A 26255-nucleotide genomic window follows, 5' to 3' on the forward strand; every position below is an offset into this window, starting at 1 on the left:
CTCAACCTCTCCTCGCTCCCGGCGACCAACACCAGAACCTTGGCACACGAGGACGAACTACCGCGAGGCCTCACGAAAACACCAGCCACCTAGACGGCTAGCTGGATGAACAGCTCCTCGAACCAGTCGAGCGTGTCCGGGTCTACCTGGGCGAGGAACTCGTCCAGATTCTGGGTGAGCTGGTGAGCTGGACCGGCGTGGTCGAACTTGCCCCGAACGTTCTCGATGCGCCGCAGGATCGGCTCTCCGGTTGCCGGAAGATCTGATTCGGTCAGAGGCTGGCTGGCGCGGCTGTAGAGCCACAGATAGTCCTTGCTCGTGAACAGGTCCTCGATGTCGGCAGTGCCAGGCAATCCGGGAAGCTCACCGAGGATCACGATGTGGCTCTTGTCGACTCCGACCGCCTCCGCCGCCTGAATAATCTTCCGGGAGACCTTGGTTGTCTCGGCCCCGTCGACGAGCGCTCGTACGTCTAGGCGCCGGCCGAACAGCGCGACGAATGCGGGCATGTTGGTTACGCCGCCGACCGGGATGATCGAGATCCGGGGGTCCAGCCCGGTGCGGCCGAGACTAATCAGGTGTGCGGACATGCGGATGAGGAAGACGAAGTCGCTGCTACCCTCCACGGCAAGGTGCGGCCCGTGGCCGAGGAAGAGGTGCTGGGCGACGGTGTATCCGAGCGCGGCCTCCACCGGCAGGATCGTGGTGCGGTCGGCGGAAAGATCAACCGGTGTGATGACTACGCCCAGCTCGGGCTGTTCGCGGGTCGCCCGGTCATGGACCGCGCGCATGGTCTCGTAGCGCGTCGGGTCGAGCATGTGCTGGCTGTGCGTGGTGTAGAGCACTTGCTGGTGCGCGCCGAGTTCGTCGAAGATGTAGCGCAGAAAGTCACGCTGGGCCTCGCCGTGCAGGCTGGTACCCGGCTCGTCGAGCAGCACCACGACCCGCTCGCCGGAGTCCTGATAGGCACTGAAGGCGGCCAGGAACGAGAAGAACCACTGGAACCCGGCCGAGCGGGTAGAGAAGTTCGTGTTCACGTCGTGGCGGGCGTCGTGCAGTTCCACTTTGAGGAAGCGGTGCCGGATCTCGTGGCCTTCCCGGGTTTTTCCGACGATCGGCATATCGGTGTCGAAGACGACCGACAGCGCGTCGTTCTGCTTCCAGTACTTCATGACCTGACGGGTCAGATCGGAGCTGGCGGCCTGTAACTCAGCCTTGCGGGTGACGTACTCCTCGTCAAGGAAGCTCTTGGGCTCCTGCCCAGCCAGGCTCAACAGCGAGATCATCGTCTCATCGCCGTCGCGAAGCTGCCCGGAAGCCACCCGTCCGGCCAGCTCGTTGAGGTCGGTCTCCCCCGCCAGCATCTGGTAGTCGGAGAAGTAGAAGAATCTCGGCAGCAGGTTGATCAGGGCACTTTCCTGCTGTTCGGTGGTCTCGACATCGAGCAGCACCTCGTACTTGTCCAGCTGATGGGGCAGCTTCTCCAGCGCGGTCGCCTGCGCGGTCTCGCCTGCGGTGCGGTGCGCCGCGGCCATCTCGCGGGCACGGGCGACCACCTCGGGTACGGTACCCAAGTCGGCCAGCTCGTCAAGGTCGCCGATGTTGACTCCTACCGCCTCGCCGGCCACCCGGACCACGGTCCCCACGGGGCAGGTCACTTCCACCCGCAGCACGTCGTCATAGGACCGTGACGCCTCCACCAGCGTGCCCTCGGGCGGCGGGAACCCGAGGATCTCGGCCATCCGCGCCGTCTCGCCGGGTTCGAGGGAAAACCACGCGGTGACCGGGGTGACCTCCTCCAGATTGCGCTTGCGCCGATCGCGGGACAGCCGTGGGCGCGGGTACTCGGTGGACAGGGTGAACCTGTCCGGGTTGTTGGCCGGGTTGAGCCGGTGCAGCGCCTGGAGAACGGTGGTCTTGCCCGACTCGTTCTTGCCGACCAAGGACGTGACGGCCGGCTCGACTGTCATATCCTGCGCATCGGTGAAGTTCCGGAATAACTCAATTTTGATCTTCTCAAGGCGCATGGGCCATCCTTGTCGTCCGCAATATCAACCGGGCAAAGACGCTACTCGCATCCACCGACAACCTCGGCTCTGCCGTCGCCGCAGACGCGTTGTATGTCGATCGGCCTCTTTGCGGGTTATGTACGTATCATTCCCGCATGTCCAGATGGGTGGGTGTTGACGGCTGGGAGGTTGGCGTGATCACGCTGGACGGCCGCCAACTGTTCCGCGTCCGCCACTTGGGGTACCTGGTCAGTTACTGTACGACGGTCGCCGTGGTCGCCCGGCACATCGATTTGGCGGACCTCGTCGAAGTCGTCGACCTGCCTCGCTCACCCTGATCAACCCACCGGATGCGCGCAAGCGAATTTCGCCGCATGGTCGCGCGCTCGAATGAGACGCACGCGGCGTCACGGTCTGTCACGCTGTGTGCGTGCTGCTGGCGTATGTGGACGAGAGCTACACCCGCGACCGCTACTACATGGCCGCACTGCTGGTCCCTGACCACCAGGCAGTCTCCCTAGCCCGAGCCCTCGACGAGGTAGTCGTCGAGGCTTCCCGCGTCTACGGCATCACCCCGTCCGCCGAACTACACGGCACCGACCTGCTGCACGGTAACCGCGACTGGGAGCCGATCAAGAAGATGCCGCGCGCCCGCATCGGGGTCTACCACGCCGCGTTCCAGGCAATCGCCGACCACGAGGTGGCGATCATCCTGCGTGGAGTGTGCTCCGACCTCCTGCGCAGGCGCTACGCCACTCCCTATCCGCCGCATCAGCACGTCCTGGCGCACCTGCTGGAGCGCGTCGACGACTATGCCAAAGCGGTGGACCAGCACGTGCTCGTCATCGCCGATGAGGTCGGTCAGCAAGGCGAGTACCGCCAAGATCTGCGGACGTACCAGACCGTCGGCACCAACGGGTGGCGCGCCCGGCGGCTGGAACAGATCGTCGACACGCTGCACTTCACGCCATCACACTCCAGCCGGCTCATCCAGGCCGCTGACCTGCTGGCGTTCCTGCACCACCGGATACAGGCCGTCGCCCCTCAGGACGAGCGCGCCATGCGGGCCAATGAGGCCCTCTGGCAGCGGATCGCGGGCCGTATCGTGCACCAGCACTGCTGGACGCCGCGGTAGATGCACGAAGGCCCCGCACGCGGCGGGGCCTAAGGCTCATCGGAGTTTCCTCCTGCACGTAGAGTATCGCGGCCGCGACCAGGTCGCCAGCATAAGAAGAGCAAGAACACGGCGTGGTGCCGTCAGGGATGATGTAAGCCCCGGACTCTATCGTCGCAAGGCGATCCCCGGGGCATTGGCTTTTTGGAACCAGTGGTGACGGGATGCCGCCCGTTCTTCGACGGGTGGTCGCCTGGCCGCTGGCCGGACCATCTGCCCGCCCACGTCCTGGTGGGCGCGCTCACCGGCCTACGGCGGCAGCAGTATGCCCCGCTCTCCAACTCCGATTGGGTGTATCTCCTTCAGGGCTGGTGGACATCCCTGCACAGTCCGGCCAGGTCACAGCGGGCGCAGCTGTCGCACCAGGAGGACTTGCGGGGCAGCTGGTTGTCCCGCAGCGCCTCACCGGCGTCCCGGATCTTGCTCTGGATGCCCAGCAGCAGTTCCTCGTTGATGACCTCGCGGGAGCTGGAGGTGCTGTCATCGAGGTTGAGCACCTCGACCAGGTCGGCGTTGTGGCCGCTCAGCGCCTTGTATCCGGCGGCGTAGACGTGCAACTGGTCACGGGAGATCTCGTCGGCCTGGGCGCGCTGGGTGGACTTGAAGTCCACGATCGAGACCTCGTCGGTGTCCAGGCGGCGGATCAGGTCGATCCGGCCGTCCACGGTCACGCCGGGGGCGACGTGCACGCGGATCGGCTGCTCGGAGTGGAGCGTGTTGTGCAGCCGCTGTCCGTTCTCCCGCAGGTAGCGACGGATGGCGCCGCGGGCGGCGGTGCGCAGTTGCTTGGTGAGCTCCGTGCCGGCGAAGGGCGCGTTGAGGTGCCGGTCGACCAGCTCGTCGATCTCGGAGGCGTCGACGATCTCCCCGTCGATGGCCCGCTTGTGAATCTCGGCCAGCACATCGTGCAGCGACTTGCCGTAGCCGAGCTCTTCGGCGATCGGCTGGTCGAAGCCGTACATGAAGCGGAGCTTGAACTGGTAGGGGCACTCGAACAGGTATTTCAGCTCGCTGAAGCTGAGGGTGACCTCGGGTGTTTCGTGCCGGGCCCGCGGCTCCAGCCGTTCGGCGGGCAGCGGCGCTTCGGCGGTGAGCATGTACGGGTTGCGAGTGGTGAAGGTGAAGAAGTCCGACTCCTTGCGGTAGAGGTTGGACTCTCCCGGTGAGTACGTCACGGCCAGGTGCTTCTGCGCCCGGGTGACCGCGACGTAGAACAGCCGGACCTCGTCGGCCTCGGCGCCCTTGTAGCGGTCTGCGTCGTCGACAGCCTCGGGCGGGATGACGTGGAAGGCGTTGAGTCCGCCGTGCCGCTTGCCGGGGAAGCGGTTCTTGCGCATGGCGGGGACGAAGACGGCCGGCCACTGCATGCCCTTGGCCTGGTGGACGGTCGAGATGACCACCGCATCCGGCGTCGCGTAGCCGACATCGGCGTCGCTCTCGGCGTAGTAGTCGGGCGCCTGATAGGTCAGGAACTGCACGAATCGGTCATAGAGGTCCGACAGTGAGCTCTTGTAGTTGATCTGCTCGAACGCCGTGATGACCTTGCTGAACTTGCCGAGGTTGTAGAAGGCCAGCTCGCCGAGGGTCCGGTCACCCGGCACCCGCTCCTCGCGGACCCGGACGGCGGCCAGGAAATCGGCGTAGATCTGCTGCAGGGTGAAGGTGATGCGTCGGTGCCGCTTGAGGTCGAGCGTCCGGGCGCGGTGCAGGATCGCCATCCCGGCGTCCAGGTCGTCGTCGTCCAGCCCGAGGCCGGCCGCGTGCCAGGCGTCCCGGACGTCCTGCTCGGTCACCGGCACCGGGTTCTGCCCGCCGGTCTGGCCGATGAGGAACTCATACAGCTTGACGCACGCCTGCACCTCGGGGGCCTCGAACAGCCGGGTCAGCCCCTTGATGACGTACGGGACGCCGCGCCGCTTGAACTCCTCCACCAGCGGTCCGGCGTCCTTGTTCACGCTGCGGAACAGCACCGCGAAGTCCGACCAGGACAGGCCGCGGGGCTCGGCGCCGTCGGTGTCCTGGAACGGCAGGCCGCGCATCTTCTCAATCCGGTCGCAGATCCACCGGGCCTCGGCCGCCGCGTCGTCGAAGGCCAGCGCCAGCAGGTCGCCCCGGTCGAACCGCTGGTGCCCGGCCGCGATCATCTTCTTCGGCAGCCGCTGGTCGGCGTTCAGCTCCGCGATGGACTGGCCGAGGGAGATGACGCCCTCGCTGGAGCGGAAGTTCTCGCCCAAGGTGACGGTCTGGACGCCCTCATACCGGTCGGCGAAGCCGAGAATTCCCCGTACGGCGCTGCCGCGCCACTGGTAGATCGTCTGGTCGTCGTCGCCGACCACGCACAGGTTCGCCCCCCAGCGGGTCAGCCCGCGGATCAGCTTCTCCTGGATCGGGTTGGTGTCCTGGTACTCGTCCACCACCAGGTAGCGGATGTTGTCGCGGACGTGCCGGACCAGTGTGCCCGCGATCGGGTCATCGGGGTCGTAGTCCAGCAGGTCGACGATCGTCTTGAGCTGGTCGGTGAAGTCGAAGTAGTTGTGCTCGAACAGCAGGTTGCGGTAGGCGTGCAGGTTGTCCATGAGCCCGTCGCGCAGGAGCTCGGTGTCGACGGCGTCCTCGCGCAGGATGTTGAGGACCTGCATGTAGAGCCGCGAGTCGCGGTAGCGCTTCAGCAGCCTGTCCCGTCCCTGAACAAGCGCCTTGGTCTTGGTCAGCCCGCTCTTGCTGCTGTTGCGGTCGATGAACAGCCGGGTCTGGATCTCGTCGAGCACGCTGAACTTGAACGTCTCGGGCACGTGCTGCTGCAGCGCGTCGAGGGCGTAGGCGTGCATGGTCCCGATGAACATCTCCGCGAGCCCGGTCATCTCACCGAGCTCCTTGCTCACCAGCGTGTTGACCCGCTCCTGGAGCTCAGCCGCGGCCTTGTTGGTGAAGGTGAACGCCACCACGTTGCGCGGGTGCACCTCCGGCCGGCGCAGGATCTCGGTGATCCGCTGGGAGATGACCTGCGTCTTGCCCGACCCCGCGCAGGCCACGATCAGCAGCGGGTCGTCGACGGTGGCGATCGCACTCCGCTGAGCGTCCGTGTAGTTCATGCCGTGGATGATGCCAACCCTCACCGACATTTTTGTGAATTAGCACACATTTTCGGAGCGGGCGTGCCTCTGGTCCGGATACACGCCCATCCCGGCAGGATTAGATGTCGTAGATGTGATCAATTTAGGTCGTTGACCTGCCAAGATCCTTAAGGAGTGGACGACCTGCCCGGCATCATCGACGCGATCTACCACATGCGGTTCATGCCGTCCGATCCGCTGGCGATGCGCGACGAAGCCCCGGCCCATGGGCCGGGGCTTCGTCGTCCCGTCGTCTCACCACACGGCCGCGTAGGGCTCGCCCTTGCGGTACTGCTCGATCCCCGCCGCGTGTAGGGATAGGTGTTGGACGGCAGCTGGTCCAGCGGCCACCATGCGATACGTGCGCATTTGTGGGGCTCGGCTTTGATCGGCTCGCCGGCCCACGTCAGCGCCTCGAAGAACACACCGAGGCGGGCATCCCCTTCGGGGTTGCGGAAGTGACACAAGTGGACAAACCGCAGGTCATGTGGGGCCACGGTGATGCCGATCTCCTCGCGTACCTCCCGGATGACGGCTTGGGCGATGGTCTCGCCCTGCTCGAGGTGTCCGCTGGTGACATTCCACCAGCCGTCGGCGTAGCCGGTGCCCTGGCGCTCGGCCAGGAGGACCTCTCCGTCTCGGACGAGGATCAGCATGGCGTCCACGATCGTCCGGTATCGCATGCTTCGCTCTCCCTGGTGGTGACCGTACCTGTCGGCCGGTCACGCTAGCGTGGGAAACAGACCCTGGTCCGCCAGATGACAGGAAATCCACTCCACCCGCTTGGCCGTGGTCAGACCCTCGGGGACACCGATCAGCGGGACGCCGATCTCGGCGAAGGTGTCGCGCAGGCTGCGGTCGACCTCTTACTCACCCGCCTCGAACCGGGCACGCCGCTACTTCTCCTCGTCGACAGCATGGCCGCGCTCGACTATCTGCGGTGGTGGCAGACCGGCGACGTCGACCGCATGCCGCCCGGGTACAGCCTCCGCCCCCGGCTCCAGGCCGCGCAGTCGACGCTGGTCCGGCTCACCCAGGCTGTGGCTGGCCACCCTAGACTAGAGATGGACCACATGCTCGAGCACCGGGGCCACCCGTTGAACGAGACGGCGGACGCGCTGGCGTCCATCGCGCTGCGCCGCGCCGACGCTCCCGCCGAACAGGCGGCCGGTGCCGTAAAGGCGTTCCTGCGGAACTGGCATGCTTCCTGAGCAGGGCGCCACGTGGCCAGCGAAACCGCGTGGGACATGCATCCGGATCTCACACCCGACTCGACAAGATGCACTGCCGGGTATAGGAACGGGAACTATGGAGCTGCCCCCTCCCCCCGCGTCGCCGATCATCGGCCGTGAGAGCGACCGCATACACAACGAGCTGTACCTACAGTGGGCGGAGGAGTACGGCGTCGACCCGGCCGAGGACCCCGAGTTCCTCCGCGCCTGGCGGCGTGCCACCGGGCATGACCCGGAGACCGGTCTTGCTCTCGGCTCGGGTCGTGCACCTTCGCCGTGACCCAGCGGGGTTAGTGGTCGCGGTCGAGCAGCATGTGCGGGTAGCCGCGGTTGACCTGGTCGCCGAGCTTCACTCCGAGGCCGTCGGTGAACGAGTCGAGCTGGGCTGTCGCGTCGTCGACGTCGGCGGCCTCGCCGGCGAACTCGAACTCGACGAAATCCCCGGCCCCTGACACGGTGTCGAACGCGACCGTGACCCGGCCGGGGACCGTCCACTCCTCGCGATGCTTGTCCACGGTCACCATCACCGTGAATCCGAGAGCGTCCAGGATCCGGCGGACCGCTTCGGCATCCCCGACAGGGGACTCATACTCGTCCGCGTGCGTTTTGGTCACGGCGTCGACCGGGTGCCACAGCTTGAAGTTGATCGAGTCCCCGACGGAGCTTTCCCGGATCCGCAGCCACTCGGAGATGACCTCAGGGGCGAGGAAATCCCGGTGCGGCGCATTGTAGTACGTGTCGATCTGCCGTGCCGTCGTGCTCAGCCTGCCGTCCACCTCCTGCAGTGCCGCGCGGGCCGTTCTGTTCCGGTTTTGTTCCGGCTGGCGTTACTCAGCAACGACGAACAACGACAACCAACCACAAGGTGTTACCAGCTCAGCGCCCATTTCCGGGACGATCGCCAAGGTCGCAAAACCCCGCCGTCACACGTCGTAGACCTGGAGGACCTCGTCGCCGTAGTGGTTGATCACCTTCACCGCGATCTTCCCGCTGTCAGGGGTACGGAACGGCTGCGAGCGGGTGGTGTAGAGCTGCTCCCAGGCGGCCTCGTCAATGTCGGCCTTGAGCGCCTTCTTCAACCGCTCGTACGGCTTCTGCCCGCCGGTGAAGTAGCAGTGCCGGACGAAGAACGACTCGCCGTCATAGTCGGTGTCGATCATCCAGAGGGCGATGTCGTTCGTGCCGCTCGAACGGATCTCGCCCCGGGTGGGGTCGTACACGTCGATCCCGCGCACCTCCACGACCACGCCCTCATCGGTGCGCTCGGTCGCGATGTCAGGCTCGCCGAACACCATGAACAGGTTGCCGGTCTCGGTCTTCTTCAGCACGTCCGCCATGACCAGGTCAGAGTTCATCCGCACCAGCAGCACCGGGAGCTTGCCGAGCTTGCGCTCTTCCTGGACCGAGGCGAAATCCTCGGCGTTCGGCTTGAACTCCTCGGTGGTCTTGACCGCCTGCGGGTCGAACGCGAACGCGCACACGATCAGCAGGTCGAAGCCCAGGCCCTTGAGCGCCTCGCGAGCCGCGCGCCGGATCCACTCCGGGTCCACCGTCCCGTACTGCGGGCCGATGCTCACCGCGATCCGCCGCGGTGCGCCCTCCTCGCTCGCCTTCTGGACGCCTTCGGCGTTGATCAGCTCACCGGCGAACGGCACCAGCGACTCGAACTCCAGCCGCTCGTTCTTCCGGCCGTTCTGCACGCCGGCCTTGGCGAGGTTGTCCAGGATCGACTGCTCGAAGCTGGAGGCGTCGGCTTCGGTCGCGGCCTGCTCGGTGCGGGTCTGTACGGCAGTCGCGATGGTCTTGTGCGGCGCCAGCGACTCCACAGTGAAGGGACCCGCGACGCGGACCTTCTTCTTGTCCTCGTACGGCTGGTCGTAGAGGATCTCCTGCTCGGAGTTGCGTCTGATTGCGGCTTCGATCTCCTCGCGGGTCATACCCTCCCTGATCTCAGGGTTGCGCGCGATGGAGCTGAGCATGATGTGCGGAACCCGCTGGTAGACGAAACCCTTACGGATATCACCCTGGTAGACAGCTGGCGACGAGACCTGCCCAGTGAGTTTGTCCTCCTGGAGTTGGCCTTCCTTGGAGTCGGCCAGCAGGTACATGGGCAGCTTGGCGCCCATGATCCGATGACGGGCGAGAGCCAGGGCCACTCTTGACGTGTCGATGGTGATCCATCGACGGCCCCACTCCTCTGCAACGTAGGCAGTCGTTGCAGATCCACAGGTTGGATCGAGCACAAGGTCGCCCGGATCGGTGGCCATGAGCAGGCAGCGCTCGATAACCTTCGTATTAGTTTGCACCACGTAGATTTTGTTGTCTGTGAAAGCCCCCGTTTGCGTATCGGTCCAAACGTTGGTGTACCCTGCGACAGGAAAGTCATCTAGGAAGCGAACGTAAGCCAGAGAGTTCTTGGTGGGGGCGGCAAGTCTACGTGCAACCTTGAGTCGGTCCAGGCCATCCACCGTCGTCTTCCAGTGACTGTTCTTTCCCGGATGGAATAAAGTCCCTTCAAATTCGTACTCAACGGTGCCGCTCGGAGTTGCCCCTTGCGATGCAAGATTGTCGTGTCGGTAGATACGGCTGCCTTCCGGAATTCTGCGCACATCCGTGCGCTCCTCAGGAGTCATGGGACGCCGAGTTCCGTCGGGAAGCTCTATGCGAGTGTAGCGACCGCCAATGTCATCAGAGATTGACGTTGGTCGAAACAGCTTACGCGCTTTAATGTGCTCGATGCTCTTTGCATACCAAAGGACGTAATCACTATTCCTGCCGATATGGTTCGTGGCCAGACTCCCAGTAGTGCGAAATATGATGGTAACGACGGCGTTCTCACTGCCAAAGACTTCATCCAGGAGACAACGCACAAGGTGGACGTTCTCATCGCCGATCTGGACGAAGACGCCGCCGGACTCGGTGAGCAAGTCTCGGGCGATGATCAAACGGTCGCGGAGGTAGCTCAGGTAGGAGTTGATGCCCAACTCCCAGGTGTCGCGGAACGCCTTGATCTGCTCGACCTCGCGAGTGACGTCCTCGATCTTGCCGTCCTTGACGTCCCGCTTGCCGACGAACGGCTGGAAGTTGGAGCCGAACTTGATGCCGTACGGCGGGTCGATGTAGATCATCTGGACCTTGCCGCGGAGGTTCTCCTTCTCCGCCAGCGACGCCATGACCTGGAGCGAGTCACCGAGGATCATCCGGTTGGACCAGTTGGCCTGATGCTGGTAGTACTCGACCGCCTCGAAGCCGTCCAGGCCGTCGAAGGTGTCGAACAGCGTGAGCTCCGGCTCGTCCTCGGGCCGCTCGGCCGTACGGCGCAGGTTCTCGATGAGGACACGCGGGTCGATCTTCTCCTGGATGTAGATCGGCGGCGCGTCCACCACCAGATCCTCGGAGTCCTGTGCGTCCTTGCCCTTCCAGACCAGTTGCGGGTCCAGCTCGGGGTTGCGGGGGTAGCGCAGCTTGGCGACGCCCGCGGCCTGCTCGTCGAGCAGGTCATGGGAGTCTGCGGTCGGGATGTTCGTCCGCTTGTCCTCGTGCGTGAACGACTCGACGACGGTCGGACCCGTGGGCTTCTTCGGCGGCATCCCGCTACTTCCCTTCACCGGAGAGAATCAGAGTGGTCATGGGGTCGAGATCCCAGCCGGGGCCGACCTGGGCGCTGATCCCGCGGCCGCCGTACAGCGCCTGGATCGCCTGCTCCAGCTCGGCGCGGAACTTGTCAGGATCTTTCAGCTCGCAGTAACTCCACCGGCCGTAGCCGCCGTGGTTGTTGACCGCGGGGACCCAGCGGTCGCGTGCGGTCACCGCCTTCTCATGGGTGGAGTCGGCCGGTTTGTGACTGCCGGAAACCTCCACGATCAGCGTGCGGAACAGGTCGTCGCCCGGGGCGGGCGCCAGCCGTACCAGGAAGTCCGGGACGTACTGGCGGGTCTGGCCGCCGATGGCGTACGGGATGGTGAAGCCCAGGTGGTCGTTCTTGACGTAGGCGGCGACCTGGGGCATGGACTCCAGGATCTGGGCGACCTTCTGCTCCCAGGTGTTGCCGTCCGCTCCGTCGAGCACGACGTAGTTGACGTGGCTCTTCTCCTCGGCGGTCGGGAAGACCTGCTTGGTGGTGGAGAAGTTCACCTCGGCGGTGGAGCCGACGTGGTCGAACGGCCGGAAGATCGGCAGAGCTCGCGGCTGGCGGTTGCCCTTGGTGGTCAGGATCGAGTCCTTGATCCGCCGAGCGGCCCGGTCGCCGTGCTGGGCGATGAGCAGCAGCCCGACAAAGGTGTGGTCGTCGTAGTCGACGCATTCGGCCAGCCACTGCTTGGTGATCCGCAGAATCTGCGGGAAAAGCCACGGCTTGCGGTCGTCGGGGTCGGTGAGGTAACTCTCCATGACCCGCTTGGCCAGTTGGAAGGCGACTTCCTGCTCGCGGGCCTCCTGGAGCCCTTCGAGGACGTCCGTCCCGATGTCGCCGACGACGCCGGAGACCGTGGTCTGGGTGGGGATCATGTCCGTGGTGATCCGCAGCCGGCTGTCCTGGTCGAAGTCCGGGATCAGCTCCTCGTCGGGCAGTTCGATGCGGTAGCCGACCAGCCTGGGGAAGGTGATCTCCGCGTGCTCCCGGCCGGGAATCGCCCGCACATGGCGGGTGACCCGCAGCTTCGGGTCGATGATCTTTCCGCCGGTGGGCATGAACTGGAACGGCACGCCGTACACATCGGCGTACTCGGGGGTGAAGAAGCCGTTCTCGTCGACCGCGTAGGAGCGGCGGCGCAGGCCGCGGCCGACCACCTGCTCACACAGGAGCTGGGTGCCGAAAGCGCGCACGCCGAGGATGTGGGTGACGGTGTTGGCATCCCAGCCTTCGGTGAGCATGGAGACGCTGACCACGCAACGGACGTGCTCGCCCAGTTTGTCCTTCTTGCCGACGGTGTTCATCACCTCGCGCAGGATCTGGGTGTCGTCCACGTCGCCGGCGGACCGGCCGGGGAAGCGCTGGGCGTACTCCTGCTTGAACTCCTCGATCTCGTGCCCGAGCGCCTTGCGGAACTCCGCGGTCAGCTCGCCCTTCTCCAACTGCTCGGAGTCGACCAGGATCGTCGGCGGCCGGTGCAGCCACTGGCCGTTCTCGTCCACGTTGGAGAACAGCAGCAGCCTGCCGCGGACCGCGACGGTCGTCTCTTCGTCGACCGGCTTGTCCCAGCCGCCGATCCAGTCGTAGACCATCTTGGAGACCGTGGTGTTGTTGCACACCACGATGAAGACCGGCGGCGGGTCGCCCTGCTTGGCGGCCTCGGAGCCCTGCCAGGCCTCGAAGGACTTCGTGTAGGAGTCATACAGGCTGTGCAGGGCGCCTTCGAGGGCGGGCGGCAGGTGTTCGGGGGAGACGGCCTGTTCCTTGCGGCCCTTCTTGGGGAGCTGGTCGCGAATGTTCTGCCACAGCTGGAGGTAGGTGACGTCGGTGGAGGTGCTGTTGTCGTCCACCGGCACCCGGGGGATCTTCACGATCCCCGACTCGATCGCCTCGACCAGGGAGAAGTCGCTGGCCACCCAGGGGAAGAGGGTGCCCTCCTTGTAACCGGAGCCGGCCAGGAAGAACGGGGTGGCCGACAGGTCGTAGACGGCCTTGACGCCGAGCTTGGCCTTGACCGCCTGCAGGCCGCGGAACCAGACGCGGGCCTCGTCGTTGCGGCCCTCGGCCTCCTTCTTTCCCTCGCCGGTGAGGTTGGTGGCAGCGCCCTCCTCCGGGTCGTCGATCCGGTCGCGGTAGCAGTGATGGGCCTCGTCGTTGAGGACGACGATCTCGGACTTGGTGTCGCCCAGCTCCCGGCAGACTCGGGCCACCATCTGTCCGACGGTCTCCAGGAACGGGCTCTGCGCGCCGGACTTGCCGGCCAGCAACTCCTTGGTGGTCTTGGCCACGCCCTGGCCGAGTTTGGTTTCTCGGCGCTGGAACGCGTGGTAGTTCGTGATGACGATCTTCGCTTGGGCGAGCGAGCCGTACAGGTCGACCGGGACCAGGTCGCGCATTCGGTAGTAGTTGCCGTCGTCTTCGGGCAGCAGGACGCGCAACCGATCGCGGATGGTCAGGCCCGGCGCGACGACCAGGAAGCGCTTGGCGAAGCGTCTGTCCAGCGGACTGGCGACCTTGTTCAGCGTCTGCCAGGCGATCAGCATGGCCATCACGATCGTCTTGCCCGAGCCGGTCGCCATCTTCAGCGCGACCCGGGGGAGTTCGTCGTTGTGGGTGGCGTTGATCTCGGCGAGCTTGTTGTGAATCGAGGGGTCGCCCTGCTTGTGCGCGGCCTCGGCGAGGTAGATCGCGGTCTCGGCGGCCTCACGCTGGCAGAACAGGATCCTGTTGTCCCTGGCCGGATCGCTCCAATACTCCAGCAGGCGGCGCGAGGTCGCGGTGACGTCGGGGTAGCCCCTCAGGCGCCAGCCGTCGACCTTGCGGCGGATCGCGTTGACGAAGTGGTTCTGCTCGATCTGGTCGCCGGTCAGCCCGAGCTCGGGAAGGTCCAGCTCGACCTGGGCATTGCCCTTCTGCGCCTTGGGGACCGGGATGAAGAAGGCGCTGGGGCGACGGCCTTCCTTGATGTCGCCGGGGACGCCGTGGCTGTCGAACTCGAAGTACCTGCTCGGCGGGAGGTAAGGCGAATTGATGATCGGATTCTCGACGACACGGTCCGTCACTCGCCGCCTCCGTAGCGCTTCTCACCATCACGTGTGCTACCAAGGGTAGCGGTCTGGATCAACGAATCGCCACGGGTTGTCGATCTTGTTATTACCGAAGAAGATCCTGGTGATTACGGCAATGCCATGAAGAGCGCGGCGGGCCCTCGACGATGCGGCTTCGTCGAGGGCTCGCCGCGGTGCTGTCGGGGGCCAGGTCGTGATCCCTAGTCGATGTCGAACTCTCCGTTGCGTACGCCGCCGAGGAACGCGCGCCACTCGTCACGGTTGAAGACGAGGGTGCCGCCCTCGCGGTTCTTGGTGTCGCGGACGCCGACCACGGTGTCGGTGATCGCCACCTCCACGCACTGTCCGCTACCCCCGCTGATGCTGCTCTTGCGCCATACGGCACGGGACAGATCAAGCTCTTCGTTCACTCCCGCACTCCCTTCACGTGCTCTCTCCGTAGACGGAAGCGATGAGATGCCGTGTCGCCTCGGGGCTGGCCGCCACCGCTCGCAGATGCTCGAACACCAGCGTATATTTTGCGATTTCGTCCTCTCCTTCAAGGAAAAGGTCGGTCGCGATGCTCTCGATGTAGATCACATCAGGGTTGTCGCTGTCGTGCTTCATGATGACGAAGCTTCCGGTCATCCCAGGATGCGCTCCGGCGCCATACGGGATGACCTGCACCGTGATGTTCGGTTCTTCGCTCGCCTCCAGGAGCTTGTGAAGCTGGCCGCGCATGGTCTGCCGGCCGCCTACCTCCCGGCGCAGCACCGCCTCGTCGATGACGGCCCAAAGACGCAAGGGGCTCTGCCTGGTCAGCAGCGCTTGCCGCGCCATACGAGCTTCGACCCGTTTCTCCACCTCCTGCCGTGGGATCGTCGGCAGGGTGCCGCGAATGACCGCGTGGGCGTACTCGGCGGTCTGCAGCAGTCCGGGCATGAACAGGGACTCGTAGTTGAGCAGGTTGTCGGCTTCCTCCTCGAAGCCGATGTAGGTGGCGTACTGGTCGGGTAGTTCGAGCTGGTGGCTCTGCAGCCATACGCGCTCCCCGGACTCCCGCAGCACCGCGAGCAGCTCATCCCGCCGTTGACCGTGGATGCCGTACAGATCAAGCAGCGTGATCACGGTTCGCTTCTGCGGTCTGGCCCTGGCCGTCTCCAGCCGGTACAGCGTGACCGTGTTGATCCCGCTCTCTTCGGCCACCTCTTCCCGTGACTTGCCCGAATCGGCACGCAGCTGCCGTAGTTCGGCCGCCAGGCGGCGCAGGCGAAGCGTCGGTGTCTGCCGTCGCACGGCCACTTTTTCCATCCCTCCTGCCCTGGTACGGGTTGAAGTGTAGTGCTATCTTCCTCAGCCGATGCGCTCGCAATGGTTGCGTTCGATATAGCTGCGGTGCATGCTGAGAGCCAAGCCTGCCAGGGAGCGCGCCGCCCGGCAGGCCAAACCGAAAGGCACCACAAGCCGGCAGGCGGATGGGGGCTTGCTCAGCCTTCCCGTGAGCAGGCCCACGCCCGTTCTGCCTGGGAGCCGGCGGCCGTATCACCTGAGGGGGGACGACGGCCGCGGCTCCCGGCCAATCCCCGTCGCTTGCCGCCAGAGGTCGCCGTGAACGTCCTGGAGAACACCCCGCTCGTCGCCTGCGTGGCACTGCCCGCACTGCCGAAATCCGTGGCGACCGGCCGCGTGTACACGCGCGACACCCTGGAGAAATGGCACCTCGACCACATCGTCGAAGCCGCCGGGCTGATCACCTCGGAGCTCGTCACCAACGCCGTCAAGGCGACGTACACCGGACTCGGCGACACCCCCGGCTACGTCGAGCTGTACGACAAGATGAAACCGATCTGCCTCTGCCTCTACCGGAACTCCTCCAGCACGGTCATCGAGGTATGGGACGAAAGCAGAACCCCGCCGCGCATGCGCGTCCCCGGCGACGACGAGGAAGGCGGCCGCGGCCTCTGGCTGGTCGGGACGTACGCCAAGGCGTGGGGCTTCCGCTGGCCCAGAACCGGCGGCAAGATCGTCTGGGCAGAGCTCGCGACACCCTGACCTACATCTCTTGCCAGCCGCAGACCGCCTCACGGTACGCGGTACCGCGCCCGGCCGGGGGAGTGGCAGAACGAACTCCGGGAACCGCAGGCGATCCGCTCTGACCAACCCATCCGGGGAGAACCCCTGGGGTCACAGGAACAGCGCCCGTAAACGGTTGCCTGAAGCGACGAGTCCTCTCAGTGGTAACGTCCCTCAACCATCGGAGAGTTGATGCTCCGTCGTCTCCTCGTGACGGGCGCGCTCGTCGCGTCCGCCCTCGCGCCTCTGACCATCTCGGTCACGCCGGTGAGCGCCGCCGTTCTGCCGTCAGCCGTCTCGTCGGTGTCGGCGAGTTGCTACAAGCGGGTGGGGAAGCACTGGGTGTGCATCACGCCGGGCGCGTTCTGCCCGAAGGCCGCGCACAAGCGGTACGGATACGTCAAGGTCACGAAGAAGCGGTACAAGTGCACGTACAAGCGAAGCGATCCGTACTGGCGCTGGAGGCGCGCCTACTGACCGAGCTCAGGCGTCACTGCTCTTTGGATCGGGTGTTCCGCCGGGGCCGCGCCTGCCGTCTCGGCTCCACCCGTTGGCTTGGCCGTCCGGCCTGTCCGCCCGCTACCTGCTGTTCTCCGGACTCTGTCCTTTTCGGTCGAACTCCTCCTGCGAGACCACCGTCTCGCTCCACACGAGGACGCGGCCGGGCCGCAGCATCGCGAGGTCCGCGACCGTGAACTGCACAGAGGTGGTCGAGTGCGTGTTGTCGTTCGACCAGCCGTAGGCGCTATAGGTGATTGACGGATCCGGCGTCAGTGCCCTTGGACGTAGAAGTGGACCTTGGAGAAGTCACGCGCGGCCAAATGGTCCTTGCGGATGCCCCAGATCAGGTACGCGCCGTCGCCCCAGGTCATCCTGGCTCTGGTGTCCTCGGCCACTTGCAGCAGCGTGACCCACTGGCACGCCTCTTCCTGGAAGGCCGGATCGCCGTAGCAGCCGGTGCCGGCGGCATGCGCTGCCACGGCCTCGATCGGGTCCTGGAGCGCGTCGGAGTACCCGCCCACCTGATGCGGCGGCCCAGAGTATCCCGCTTCTTCGTACATCGAAAGCTCATCGGCGAAGGTCTCGCCGGTGTCTTCGTCCTGCATATGGTCCCACACCGTCTCCTCGGCCTCCTGAAGGCTCCCGAAGACATCCACGAGAACGGGGTGGTTCCGCTCTGGCCGGCTCGGCTCGGTGACCGCGGCGAGCGGCAGCTCGGTGTACACCTCGGCGCGGTTGTCCGGTGCGGGCCGCTCGGCGACGGCGGTTCCATGCGGCACGTAGATCACTTGGGACCGCCTCAACTCGGCCTCGACGAAGAACAGCAGCATGCCGGTGTCGGGCAGGGCGATGTCCACCTCGTAGCGTGCCAGCTCACTGCAGTCGAGCTCGGCCACGAACGACATCGGCCGGTTCCCGCTGGCGAGGGACGGCCACGCCATGTCGTCCGGCAGTTTCGCGACGCCCCCGAGCCGTCCGACCACGATCTCCCCGTCCTCGGCGGCGGAGAGCCGGATGGCGGGCCGTAACAGTCCGATCAGCCGCTCCGCGCTCTCCGCCGGCAATTGCTCTCGCACGAACTCCGCGAAGTCACTCATCCAATCCGTCATGCCGCCCATCCTGCCTATCGGGTACGACAGATAGATCCGTCGCCGTTGAGCGATCGGTCGCTGACAGCGACGTTCATGTTCATGACCAATGGCACGCGACGGCTATGAAGTCCCCGAGAAGGTGAGCCTAGGGAGGCGAGCTCGATATCAGACAGAAATTGCTTTCTGTCTGGTATTCATCTTTTCATCCGATTTGGTACACGCCGCTGCTCTACCTCCCGATCGTCGGAGGAAATCCGGCCGGTGTGTTCCACACCGAGGATGTTCTCCCGGCCCCACGTTCCCAGGAGCGCCGGCGCCTCGTTGAGCATGACGCCGAGCGAGGTCAGCGAATGCTCGACGCGCTTCGGCAACTCCTCCCGGTGCACGATGCCGTCCACTTCAAGCTCTCGCAGGTGCGAGGCGAGCACCTTCTCGGTCACCCCGGCAGCAGCCGGCGCAGCTCACCGAACCGGCAGGGGCGCTCGTTGAACGCCCACAGGACGAGCGCCTTCCACTTGGCCGCCGATCACGACCATCACCGCGTCGATCCCGCAGACGTACGACCCCGGTCTCCGGCTGATCGCCATGCCCCACCCTTCTTTCTGCTCGCTTACCCCGGGGTGACTACGCACCTCAAAGTGCGTACTTGATCACTTAAGGGGGCGGCGACCAGGCTAGCCGGCATGACTGACATCACCTCCGACAAAGCATGAACCGGCTGGTGAAGCTCGTGTACCGGAGCGGTTTCGGGTTCACCAACGTGACCAACCAGCAACGCCGGTCCCGCTACGCCGCCTCTCGTGGCATCCGGCCCGTCTGGCTGTCGCCGGCCGGGCTCCGGCAGACCGCCGGGCAGCGCGACCCCGCCGTGACACCCGCACCGACACCTTTTCCGCTGGGCAGACGCCGTTCCGGCCACGAGGAACTTCCCCAAGCGGCCGACAGTCACACACAGTCACCACGACCCTGGTGCGCCCAGTAGCGATGTGATCACATCTTCTGCTCGGCCGCGCAGAGCCCGAAACCCGAAGAAATCCTGGCCGACCTGCTGGCCTGGGAAGACGCCGCCTGACCGTCAGCTCAAAGAGCGAAAAACGAGTCTACTGGCCGCCATTGGCCTGCACAATCAACTCGAAAGCACCACCTCATCAGCGAAAACGACTTTGCGAAGCGCCCTGTCGCGCCCGTCCCAACTGCACCACGAAATTGTTTTGTCTCTCTGGTTTCTTTTTCGAGTTGCGGTATCGACTGTCCAGGTTTTCCTCGTTAGATTGATCCAAGTGTTCGGTCTCGAACACTTGGAATCTCGAGGAGGGTAAACCATGAACCGATTACGCGCACTCGCTCTGGTGTCCGTTCCGGCAGCGTTACTGATCGTTGTGTCGACTTCGGCTTCCGCAGACACATCTACCCCGAAGACGTCGACAGGCACGAGCTCCACCTGTTATGTTCCGGCTCGCGATCAGGTCCTCACCGTTCAAGAGGGTATCGATCTCTACAACGCGTGCTCCGCAGTGAAAGGAGCCGCAGCCCCGGCGTGGCATTGGATGGGAAACTACGGGGACGTCTACGCCGTGGCTAATGCCGCCAATTCATGGGGGGCCGGGCCGGGGAAGCTTCTCACCCAGATCATGAACAACGGCCTTCTGGCCACATTCATGTACTACTGAGAAAGTGGCCGGACGAGTAAATCACAAATCGTTCGGGTCGCAGAAATCACGAAGGGTTCCGGGATTTGTGGAACAGACCCCGGGGATCTGCGCAAAGTCCGGAAGCCGTTCGTACGTGATGCCTGGACCGAGAGCTGGTGACGTTGAATAACTGAATCGATGTTCTGTGGTCGCGCTCGCGCGGGCCCTGCACGGTAACCCTGGGTGATGACCGGCTCGTGCTCCTCCGGGCATGCGACGCCCCGGATATCCGGTTTGATCACTTATCGGTCGCGGGCGGCACGTCGCGGAAAGAGCAACGGAGCACCAATAAGACAGGGATTTCGGAAAATCTCGTCTGAAGGTGCTCCGTTGCCGATCAAGCCTGCCACCTCTCCCGTGCCGTCCGCACCGTCCGCGTCCTGCGCAATCACCAGCAGCCTGCTTTCGGTGGACTCCTCTCCCGCCGAGGTGGCGGTGGCGGTTCTGATCGGCCATGCCGCCATGCTTCGCTGTAGCGGCGAAGACAGCCTGCTGGCGGTGATCGCGGCCATCCCCGATCCGCGTGACAAGCGCGGGATCCGGCACTCGTTGCCGTCGATTTCGGGGTTGTGCACCTCGGCCGTGCTGTCAAGATTCCTCACTCTGACCGAGATCACCGACTGAATCCGTTCCGCCCCGCAGTTGGTGTTGTTGCGCCTGGGCTGCCGCCGCGATCTGGGCACCGCCCGCCACCGCGGAGCGGGTCTTCGCCAAGCTGGGCGCCCAGCACCTGGCCGATCGACTGGCCCGGGGACATCCGTGTCGGACACTGGATGAGATGGTGCTGTCACTGTCGTAGATGACCGTGTTCTCCACGATGCGCGGTTTCGGAAGCGGCTTACCCAGCGGAACCTCGACCCGCACGGCCGGCCCAAGCACATGATCCTGCGGGCGCTCGAAACCATCCATGACGTCCGTTTCCCGGAGGCCGGCACCAGGTCAGCCCCGTCCTCAATGAGCAACTTTCGTGAGACAGAACAGTGGTCAGATGCTGCCGGAGAAGGTGTCGCAGCGGTCGGGCTCGCCGGTGCCGTAGCCCCGCTTGAACCACTTCACCCGTTGAGCCGCGGTGCCGTGGGTGAACTTCTCGGGTGAGACGCGGCCCCGGGCCATCTCCTGGATGTGGTCGTCTCCGATGGCCGCGGCGGCGTCGAGGGCCTGCCGGATGTCCTTGTCGGTGAAGGGCTTGGCGAAGAACCCGGTCTCCACGGCGTTGCTCGCCCAGACGCCGGCGTAGCAGTCCGCCTGCAGTTCCAGTCGGACGGAGCCGCTCGTGGCTCCCTTGCCGGTGCCCTTGTCGATGTCACCGAGAAGGTTCTGCACGTGGTGCCCGTACTCGTGGCCGATCACATACGCCTCTGTGAACGGGCCGCCCTGTGCGCCGAAGTCGGCGCGCAACTCCTCGAAGAAGGAGATGTCGAGATAGACGCGTTGGTCGGGCGGGCAGTAGAAGGGGCCGTCCGAGGAGTCGGCGGCACCGCATCCGGTCTTCACCTTCCCGGTGAACAGCGTGGTCTTGGCGAGCTCGTAGCCGTCGATCTGGTGCTCCCAGTACTTCTGGAGGCTGTTCACGATGCCGACGATCCGGCATTTCTGCGACTTGCCGGCGTCCGCGCCGGTCTTGCACTCCGTGAGATCGGTGACCTGCTTCTTCGATCCCTGACTGTTCGAGCCTTGCTTGCCCTTCGCGGGCGGGGCGGGGTCGTCCCCCAGCAGGTCAGCCGGGCTGATGATGCCGAAGAGGAGGGCTACCACGAGCAGCACAACACCCGCCGCACCGCCCCCGAGCAGGAGCCCGCCGCCGCCCGAACCGCCGCCGGAGCCGCTCGAACCGCTCGAACCGATGTCCTCTACCTGCGAGGCGTCGAGCCGAGCCCGGTCATCGAAGTCCATGCGCGAGGCCCTCCGATATGCGTAGTTTCGGGTGTGCGCGCATGATCGTAGCGGCCGGGCGCGGAATGCCCAGGGGCGGGCCATGGGCCACGGGCCGCTGCAGCCGTGGGTGTTCCGGCCCCCAGCCGCTCGGCCCATCGTCGGCCGGGCACCTTGAGCGGGTTGACGCCGCCCCACTCTGACCGGGAACAGCACAAGAGGGCCGGCCGATATCCACCGGCCCCCACGCACAGCCTCGGCTACTCGTCGGGGTCGGCGATCTCCGCGCGGTCGGCCTCAGCCTGCCGTGCCAAGGCGGCGTTGACCACGGCCGACGCCGACCGGGCCCGACCGGCGGCCACCTCCGCGTTGGCGTACTCGAGCAGGTGCTCCTCGATCGTCACGCTGACCGGCTTCGTCGGCATGCGATGGCTACGCGATTTTTCCCTGGTGTGCGTCCCCTCTTCCCGGTTCCGCCCAGCTCTGGCGGGACCGTACGAGACGGTACGGCCACAGCGCCACGGTTAGAAGCCCGATGCACCGGCGGCGACGGTGACCGCTGCCGGGATCGGCACGACGGGCGGCCACGAATCCTGCGGGGGGACCTGGGCGGTCTGCTGGCCGCGCTTGATCTTGGTTACCTTCGCCGTGGCGAAGCGGAGGGAGGGGCCGACGTCGTCGACCTCGACTTCGTAGACGGTGCGCTTGTCGCTGGTGTCGGTCTCGTAGCTGCGCTGGCGCAGGCGTCCCTGGACGATGACGCGCGTGCCGCGCTGCAGGGTCTCGGCGGCGTGCTCACCGAGCTCGCGCCAGGCGTTGCAGGTCAGGAAGAGGGTTCCGCCGTCCTTCCACTCCCCCGTCTGGCGGTCGAGATACCGCTCGGTCGAGGCGACGCGGAACCGTACGACGGCCTGGCCGCTGTTGGTGAAACGGAACTGGGGGTCGTCGACGAGGTTGCCGACGATGGTGACGGTGGTCTCGTTGGCCATCAGATGTCCTCCTTGATTGTGATGATCGGGTGGGGATCGGGACGGAAGGCGCGGGGGCGACGGCCCCCGCGCGCGGTGGTTTCTAGACCTTTCGGCCGGTCACGGTGGCCAGGCGGTGTGCCTCAACTGCCACGGCGACGCAGTCCTGGCAGATCCAGGTCCGGTCGGCGCAGCGGAACAGCCGCTCGACCTGAGTCGTCTCGCCGCAGCGAGCGCAGCCGGTGAGGTCGGTGAGCTGGATGGGGAGGTCGAGGGTGAGGTTCATGCCTGTTCCTTTCGCCCGGGACCCCCTGCCGGGTGTCCGCGTCGTGTTCTGGTGAGGGAGGGGGCGCAGGCGGAAGGGAGGGAGGGCAACCGGGCGGCCCCGTACGGGCACGATGTTTTGCCGCGGTGAGTTCGATAGACGGGTGCGGGTGGAGCCGACTCCACGCGGCAAAAGATCGTGAACGTGCGGGGTGAGCGGAGCGAGAGCCCGGTTGCGCGGACGACCGTGCCTGCGAGACTGACCGGCCAGAACACGCAGCAGGGGCCTCGCCCGCGCTGGACGAACGGGCCGGGCATGAACCTCAGGACGGGCCCACTCCGAGGGAGCCCGTCCGGGACGCGCGAAGGTCAGGTGCCGGCGGCGGCCAGGTGGAGCGCGCGCAGCGCCTGGCCTTCCATGTCGTGGGCGACATCGGCGTCGTCGATGGTCTGGGCGACGCTGGTCACGGCGTGCATCACGCCGCCGGCGCTCATGTCGCCGCCGCGGATGAAGTGACGCAGGATGTCGCGCTGCTGCTCCTCGGTGAACCGCAGCTTGGTAGCGACCACCTGGACGGTCTTCTCCGGATCGGCGAGTTCGACGCCGGCGGCCGCGGTCAGCTCACGGATCTTGGCCTTGACGTAGTCGATGTCCAGGAAGGTGGTGATGGCATCACGGGTCTTGGCGGTGATCAACGCCAGGTTCTTGTCCTCGGTGTCGCCACTCCAGCGGATGATGTCGCCCTCGCCGTCACCGTTGAGGCGGCCGCCGAGATGGACGTGGCGGTGGGCGTCGGCGTTGATGGTCATGCCGTTGTTGCAGACCTGCACCAGAAGGCGCGGGGTCACGGTGAAGGCGCCGCAGCCGGTCTCACTGTTGCTGATCACGAATCCGGCGAACACCAGCGGGTTGTCGGCCCCCGTGGCGCCGGTGAACGGGCTGCGGTAGTTGCGCAGCAGTTCGGGGGCCAGGGCGGCGACCTGCTCGCACACCACGCGGACGTACATGCGCCGCTCGGTCAGGTCGCAGCCGTCGATGCGGACGTCGGCTCCGGCGAGCCGTACCCCGTCCAGGGCGGCCATGAGGACGTCCAGATTGTCGATGATCTTGTAGCGGTCCGACAGGAACGCCCGGGCCACGCCGGCCCCGTCGCCGGTGCCGCGCAGGGCGCGCACCAGGAAGCGGCGGTCGTCGGTCTCCAGCCAGCCGTTGACGTTGGCCGCGTACAGGCCAGGCCGTTCGGTGCGCAGCCGCCGCAGGTAGGCCGCGGGGATGCCGAGCTTTTCGGCCAGGCCCTGGTCGCAGATCTCGGTCGGCAGGTACAGGCCGGCGCTGTCGGTGACGCCGAGGTCCGACAGCACCGGCGGGGTGCCGATCAGCTCCAGGTGGGTGCCGACGGCGCGGATCTGCCCGGCGCCGACCAGGACGTCGACCTTGCGGGCGTGCTGGTCACGCAGCAGTGCGTGCAGGTCGCCCAGATCGGCGTTGCGGGTGGTCAGCGGAACGGGAGAGGCGATGGTCATCGAGGGCTCCTTTTCGGGTGATAAGCGGAAGGCCCGGCCTCGTTGCGAGGCCGGGCCCGTGGGCGTGGTGCGGGCGCGCGGTGCGCGCCCTTGAGGAGGGGCTGGGTCAGGCCGCCGCCGAGTACGGCGTGCCCTCGTCAGCGTCGGCGGCGGCGTCGTCGGCGGCGCGGTCGGTTTCGGGGTCCACCCAGGCGTCGACGTCCGTCGCGGGCTCGCCACTCGGCTGCGCGGCAGCGGGGTTCTGCGGCCGGCTGTCGATGCCGGTCGGCGCGTCGGGTTCCGGCTCCTCGCCGGCGGAGATGCCGTCGTTCGTCTCCGCCGCATCCGGGTTTTGCGACTGGCCGTTGACGTCCGCGTCGTCGACCGGCGGGTCGAGCTCCAGTCCCTCGCCGGTGGGGGCGTCGCCGCGGTACGGCACTCCGTCGATGATGGCCTGCTCGATCGGTGTGGGCGGGTAGCCGAGCTGGGCCAGCAGGGACAGGTACCCGCGGGCGTGGGCGCGGCTGACCGGGCCGGATCGGTCCTGCCGCCAGGTGTATCTGGCCGTGTCCGGGACGGTCATCTGATGCTCGTACGCCACGACGATCGGCGCCAGGGCCAGCAGGGGCAGCCGTCCCGGCCGGACAGTGACGGCACTCTCCACGCGGAAGTTCCCGGTGAGTGTGGCCCACAACGGGCTGTGCCGGGCGGCGGCGAGCTTGTCGCACAACGGGTCGGGCATCTCCACCAGCTGCCGGGCGACCCAGGCCAGGACCGGCTTGGGCGCGGTGGTCCGGGCGAGCAGGGCGGTCACCCATTCCTGGCGTACGACGGCGCTGGCCTTCCAGGCCCGGTTGCCCTCGATGACGAGCCGGCGCTCGAGGTCATCGGCCGTGCCGGGTTCGGCCGTGCCGGTCACCACGGGAGCGGCCGGGGCGGCGTGGCCGTGCCGGTCCGGAGTGGTGCAGTAGGCCACCGCCGTGGTCTTGTCGAACGAATGGAAGTACACCCCATGCCCGGCGCAGGTGGCGTGCGTTTCGGGGTCGAAGCCGTCGACGGCGTCGGCCAGACGGGCGAGCGGGATCGCGCCGGGCGGCAGCTGCTCGGTGACGCTGATGCCGACCTGCTCCAGCTCGGCGCGCAGCCGGGCCTGCTCGGCGGCCTCGGCCCGTTCCGTACGGACGCGCTCGACCACGTAGCGGACCTTTCCTCCCCAGCGGAGCCGCTCGTGGATCTCCGCCAGGGCCTCTTCGTCGCCGTCGAACTCGGCCAGCAGCGCCAGGTCCTCCAGCGTCCACTCGTAATCCATCTGGCCGGCCATCTGCCGGGTGGTCGCGGACATGCCGCCGGCGGTGAGTGCCTCGCCGATCTGCCGGCGGCTGCGGCCGGTGATCTTCTGGAGGCGGGTACGACTCGCACCGGCCTGATGCGCCTCGAACAGCGCCTGGGCCTGCTCCACGGCGGTCAACCCGTGCCGGAACTCGTCGTCGTTCTCCACCACCATGTCGATGAACAGGGCGGCACGGTCACCGGCCTTGGCCAGGTCGACCAGGCACAGCAGGTCGGGCAGGTCCTTGCTGCGGGCGGCGGCCAGCCGCCGATTGCCCTTGGTCACCCAGAAGCGGTAGTCCTCCTCCCCCTCGGCCCGCTGGTGGTCGGCGGGGATCGGGATGACGTGCACCGGCACCTGCTGCTCGGCGGCCAGGGACTGGCAGAAGGCCTCCGTCAGCGCGAAGTCGGCCCGGACGTTGCCGGGATGGTGGCCGAGGAACTTCAGCGAGATCCGGACCAGGCGGAGCCCCTCGGCCTCACCCAGGCCGGTCTCCCACTCGGCAACGGTTGTCGTGGACATACGAACTCCTTCTTTCGAAAAAGCGGTACAGAACGAAGAGATGCCGGCACAGCCGTACAGGTGGAGCTCGCCGGCGGCAGGAGCGCTTGCGAGCGCAGAGCCGTTCGGGCGGCCCGGTGGTCACCGGGCCGCCCGAACAGGGAGGTCAGCCTGCGAAGGACGCGGTGGCGGGGGCGGGCTCCTCGGCGACGACCGCGGAGGCGCCCTGGGCCAGGCGGCGGGGCGAGGCGTCGA

Annotated in this window: 23 protein-coding genes and 2 pseudogenes; 8 read left to right on the top strand and 17 right to left on the bottom strand. The window is 66.2% G+C overall.

The features are described 5' to 3' along the window. Positions 1–89: 89 nt before the first annotated feature. Positions 90–2027, bottom strand: coding sequence for an AAA family ATPase (locus ACFHYQ_RS08985; protein ID WP_394300641.1), 1938 nt, complete (start codon positions 2025–2027; stop codon positions 90–92). Positions 2028–2164: 137 nt separating this feature from the next. Here ACFHYQ_RS08985 and ACFHYQ_RS08990 point away from each other — a divergent pair, with 137 nt between their 5' ends. Together ACFHYQ_RS08990 and ACFHYQ_RS08995 are read left to right on the top strand one after the other, a co-directional pair. Then, positions 2165–2347 carry a transposase gene (locus ACFHYQ_RS08990; RefSeq protein ID WP_394300642.1) on the top strand — a complete coding sequence of 61 codons (183 nt, stop codon included), beginning with the start codon at positions 2165–2167 and terminating at the stop codon, positions 2345–2347. 92 nt (positions 2348–2439) lie between these two features. Further along, positions 2440–3144: a DUF3800 domain-containing protein gene (locus tag ACFHYQ_RS08995; protein ID WP_394300643.1), complete on the top strand. Its 705-nt coding sequence runs from the start codon at positions 2440–2442 to the stop codon at positions 3142–3144. Positions 3145–3485: 341 nt separating this feature from the next. On the opposite strand, the gene ACFHYQ_RS09000 is transcribed toward ACFHYQ_RS08995, so the two are convergent. Further along, positions 3486–6275, bottom strand: coding sequence for an ATP-dependent helicase (locus ACFHYQ_RS09000; protein WP_394300644.1), 2790 nt, complete (start codon positions 6273–6275; stop codon positions 3486–3488). A gap of 188 nt (positions 6276–6463) precedes the next feature. Further along, on the bottom strand, positions 6464–6979 hold the full coding sequence (locus tag ACFHYQ_RS09005) for an NUDIX hydrolase (protein WP_394300645.1): 516 nt from the start codon (positions 6977–6979) through the stop codon (positions 6464–6466). Positions 6980–7054: 75 nt separating this feature from the next. On the opposite strand from ACFHYQ_RS09005, the gene ACFHYQ_RS09010 reads away from it, so the two are divergent. Together ACFHYQ_RS09010 and ACFHYQ_RS09015 are read left to right on the top strand one after the other, a co-directional pair. Then, positions 7055–7507 carry a hypothetical protein gene (locus tag ACFHYQ_RS09010; RefSeq protein WP_394300646.1) on the top strand — a complete coding sequence of 151 codons (453 nt, stop codon included), beginning with the start codon at positions 7055–7057 and terminating at the stop codon, positions 7505–7507. Between the two features lie 97 nt (positions 7508–7604). Further along, positions 7605–7808: a hypothetical protein gene (locus tag ACFHYQ_RS09015; protein ID WP_394300647.1), complete on the top strand. Its 204-nt coding sequence runs from the start codon at positions 7605–7607 to the stop codon at positions 7806–7808. Between the two features lie 10 nt (positions 7809–7818). On the opposite strand, the pseudogene cyaB reads toward ACFHYQ_RS09015, so the two are convergent. The 5 genes and pseudogenes from cyaB to ACFHYQ_RS09040 form a co-directional block, all read right to left on the bottom strand. Further along, a pseudogene (cyaB, locus tag ACFHYQ_RS09020) lies at positions 7819–8316 on the bottom strand (class IV adenylate cyclase); the annotation flags it as partial. Positions 8317–8451: 135 nt separating this feature from the next. Continuing rightward, positions 8452–10911 carry a site-specific DNA-methyltransferase gene (locus tag ACFHYQ_RS09025; RefSeq protein ID WP_394300648.1) on the bottom strand — a complete coding sequence of 820 codons (2460 nt, stop codon included), beginning with the start codon at positions 10909–10911 and terminating at the stop codon, positions 8452–8454. Positions 10912–11122: 211 nt separating this feature from the next. Beyond that, positions 11123–14221 (bottom strand): BPTD_3080 family restriction endonuclease, encoded by a 3099-nt coding sequence (locus ACFHYQ_RS09030; RefSeq protein WP_394300649.1) that lies wholly within the window; start codon positions 14219–14221, stop codon positions 11123–11125. A 206-nt stretch (positions 14222–14427) separates the two neighbouring features. Next, on the bottom strand, positions 14428–14637 hold the full coding sequence (locus ACFHYQ_RS09035; RefSeq protein ID WP_394300650.1) for a DUF397 domain-containing protein: 210 nt from the start codon (positions 14635–14637) through the stop codon (positions 14428–14430). Between the two features lie 13 nt (positions 14638–14650). Further along, positions 14651–15517, bottom strand: coding sequence for a helix-turn-helix domain-containing protein (locus tag ACFHYQ_RS09040; RefSeq protein WP_394300651.1), 867 nt, complete (start codon positions 15515–15517; stop codon positions 14651–14653). Positions 15518–15814: 297 nt separating this feature from the next. On the opposite strand from ACFHYQ_RS09040, the gene ACFHYQ_RS09045 reads away from it, so the two are divergent. Next, positions 15815–16258, top strand: a complete 444-nt coding sequence (locus tag ACFHYQ_RS09045) for an ATP-binding protein (protein WP_394300652.1) — start codon at positions 15815–15817, stop codon at positions 16256–16258. A gap of 213 nt (positions 16259–16471) precedes the next feature. Further along, positions 16472–16756: a hypothetical protein gene (locus ACFHYQ_RS09050; protein ID WP_394300653.1), complete on the top strand. Its 285-nt coding sequence runs from the start codon at positions 16472–16474 to the stop codon at positions 16754–16756. A 102-nt stretch (positions 16757–16858) separates the two neighbouring features. On the opposite strand, the gene ACFHYQ_RS09055 is transcribed toward ACFHYQ_RS09050, so the two are convergent. From ACFHYQ_RS09055 to ACFHYQ_RS09065, 3 genes and pseudogenes are all read right to left on the bottom strand, one after another. Further along, a complete protein-coding gene (locus ACFHYQ_RS09055) occupies positions 16859–16981 on the bottom strand; it encodes a hypothetical protein (protein ID WP_394300654.1) in 123 nt (40 codons plus the stop codon). A gap of 68 nt (positions 16982–17049) precedes the next feature. Further along, positions 17050–17889 carry a DUF1963 domain-containing protein gene (locus ACFHYQ_RS09060; RefSeq protein WP_394300655.1) on the bottom strand — a complete coding sequence of 280 codons (840 nt, stop codon included), beginning with the start codon at positions 17887–17889 and terminating at the stop codon, positions 17050–17052. Positions 17890–18065: 176 nt separating this feature from the next. Beyond that, positions 18066–18370: pseudogene (locus ACFHYQ_RS09065) on the bottom strand (winged helix-turn-helix transcriptional regulator). Between the two features lie 210 nt (positions 18371–18580). Between ACFHYQ_RS09065 and ACFHYQ_RS09070 the strand changes: the two are divergent. Then, complete coding sequence (locus ACFHYQ_RS09070) at positions 18581–18853, top strand: hypothetical protein (protein WP_394300656.1); 273 nt, start codon at positions 18581–18583, stop codon at positions 18851–18853. 1117 nt (positions 18854–19970) lie between these two features. Next, complete coding sequence (locus tag ACFHYQ_RS09075; protein ID WP_394300657.1) at positions 19971–20186, top strand: hypothetical protein; 216 nt, start codon at positions 19971–19973, stop codon at positions 20184–20186. Positions 20187–20546: 360 nt separating this feature from the next. Here ACFHYQ_RS09075 and ypfJ read toward each other — a convergent pair whose 3' ends face one another. From ypfJ to ACFHYQ_RS09105, 6 genes are all read right to left on the bottom strand, one after another. After that, positions 20547–21455, bottom strand: a complete 909-nt coding sequence (ypfJ, locus tag ACFHYQ_RS09080; RefSeq protein WP_394300658.1) for a KPN_02809 family neutral zinc metallopeptidase — start codon at positions 21453–21455, stop codon at positions 20547–20549. A 239-nt stretch (positions 21456–21694) separates the two neighbouring features. Next, complete coding sequence (locus tag ACFHYQ_RS09085; protein ID WP_394300659.1) at positions 21695–21859, bottom strand: type II toxin-antitoxin system ParD family antitoxin; 165 nt, start codon at positions 21857–21859, stop codon at positions 21695–21697. Positions 21860–21958: 99 nt separating this feature from the next. After that, a complete protein-coding gene (locus tag ACFHYQ_RS09090) occupies positions 21959–22423 on the bottom strand; it encodes a single-stranded DNA-binding protein (protein WP_394300660.1) in 465 nt (154 codons plus the stop codon). 82 nt (positions 22424–22505) lie between these two features. Continuing rightward, positions 22506–22688, bottom strand: coding sequence for a hypothetical protein (locus ACFHYQ_RS09095; protein ID WP_394300661.1), 183 nt, complete (start codon positions 22686–22688; stop codon positions 22506–22508). A 347-nt stretch (positions 22689–23035) separates the two neighbouring features. After that, positions 23036–24190: a DUF932 domain-containing protein gene (locus tag ACFHYQ_RS09100; RefSeq protein ID WP_394300662.1), complete on the bottom strand. Its 1155-nt coding sequence runs from the start codon at positions 24188–24190 to the stop codon at positions 23036–23038. Positions 24191–24296: 106 nt separating this feature from the next. Then, on the bottom strand, positions 24297–26021 hold the full coding sequence (locus ACFHYQ_RS09105; protein ID WP_394300663.1) for a ParB/RepB/Spo0J family partition protein: 1725 nt from the start codon (positions 26019–26021) through the stop codon (positions 24297–24299). Between the last annotated feature and the right edge of the window lie 234 nt (positions 26022–26255).

Origin of the sequence: Sphaerimonospora cavernae, assembly GCF_042435035.1 — a bacterium.
Taxonomy (GTDB): domain Bacteria; phylum Actinomycetota; class Actinomycetes; order Streptosporangiales; family Streptosporangiaceae; genus Sphaerimonospora; species Sphaerimonospora cavernae.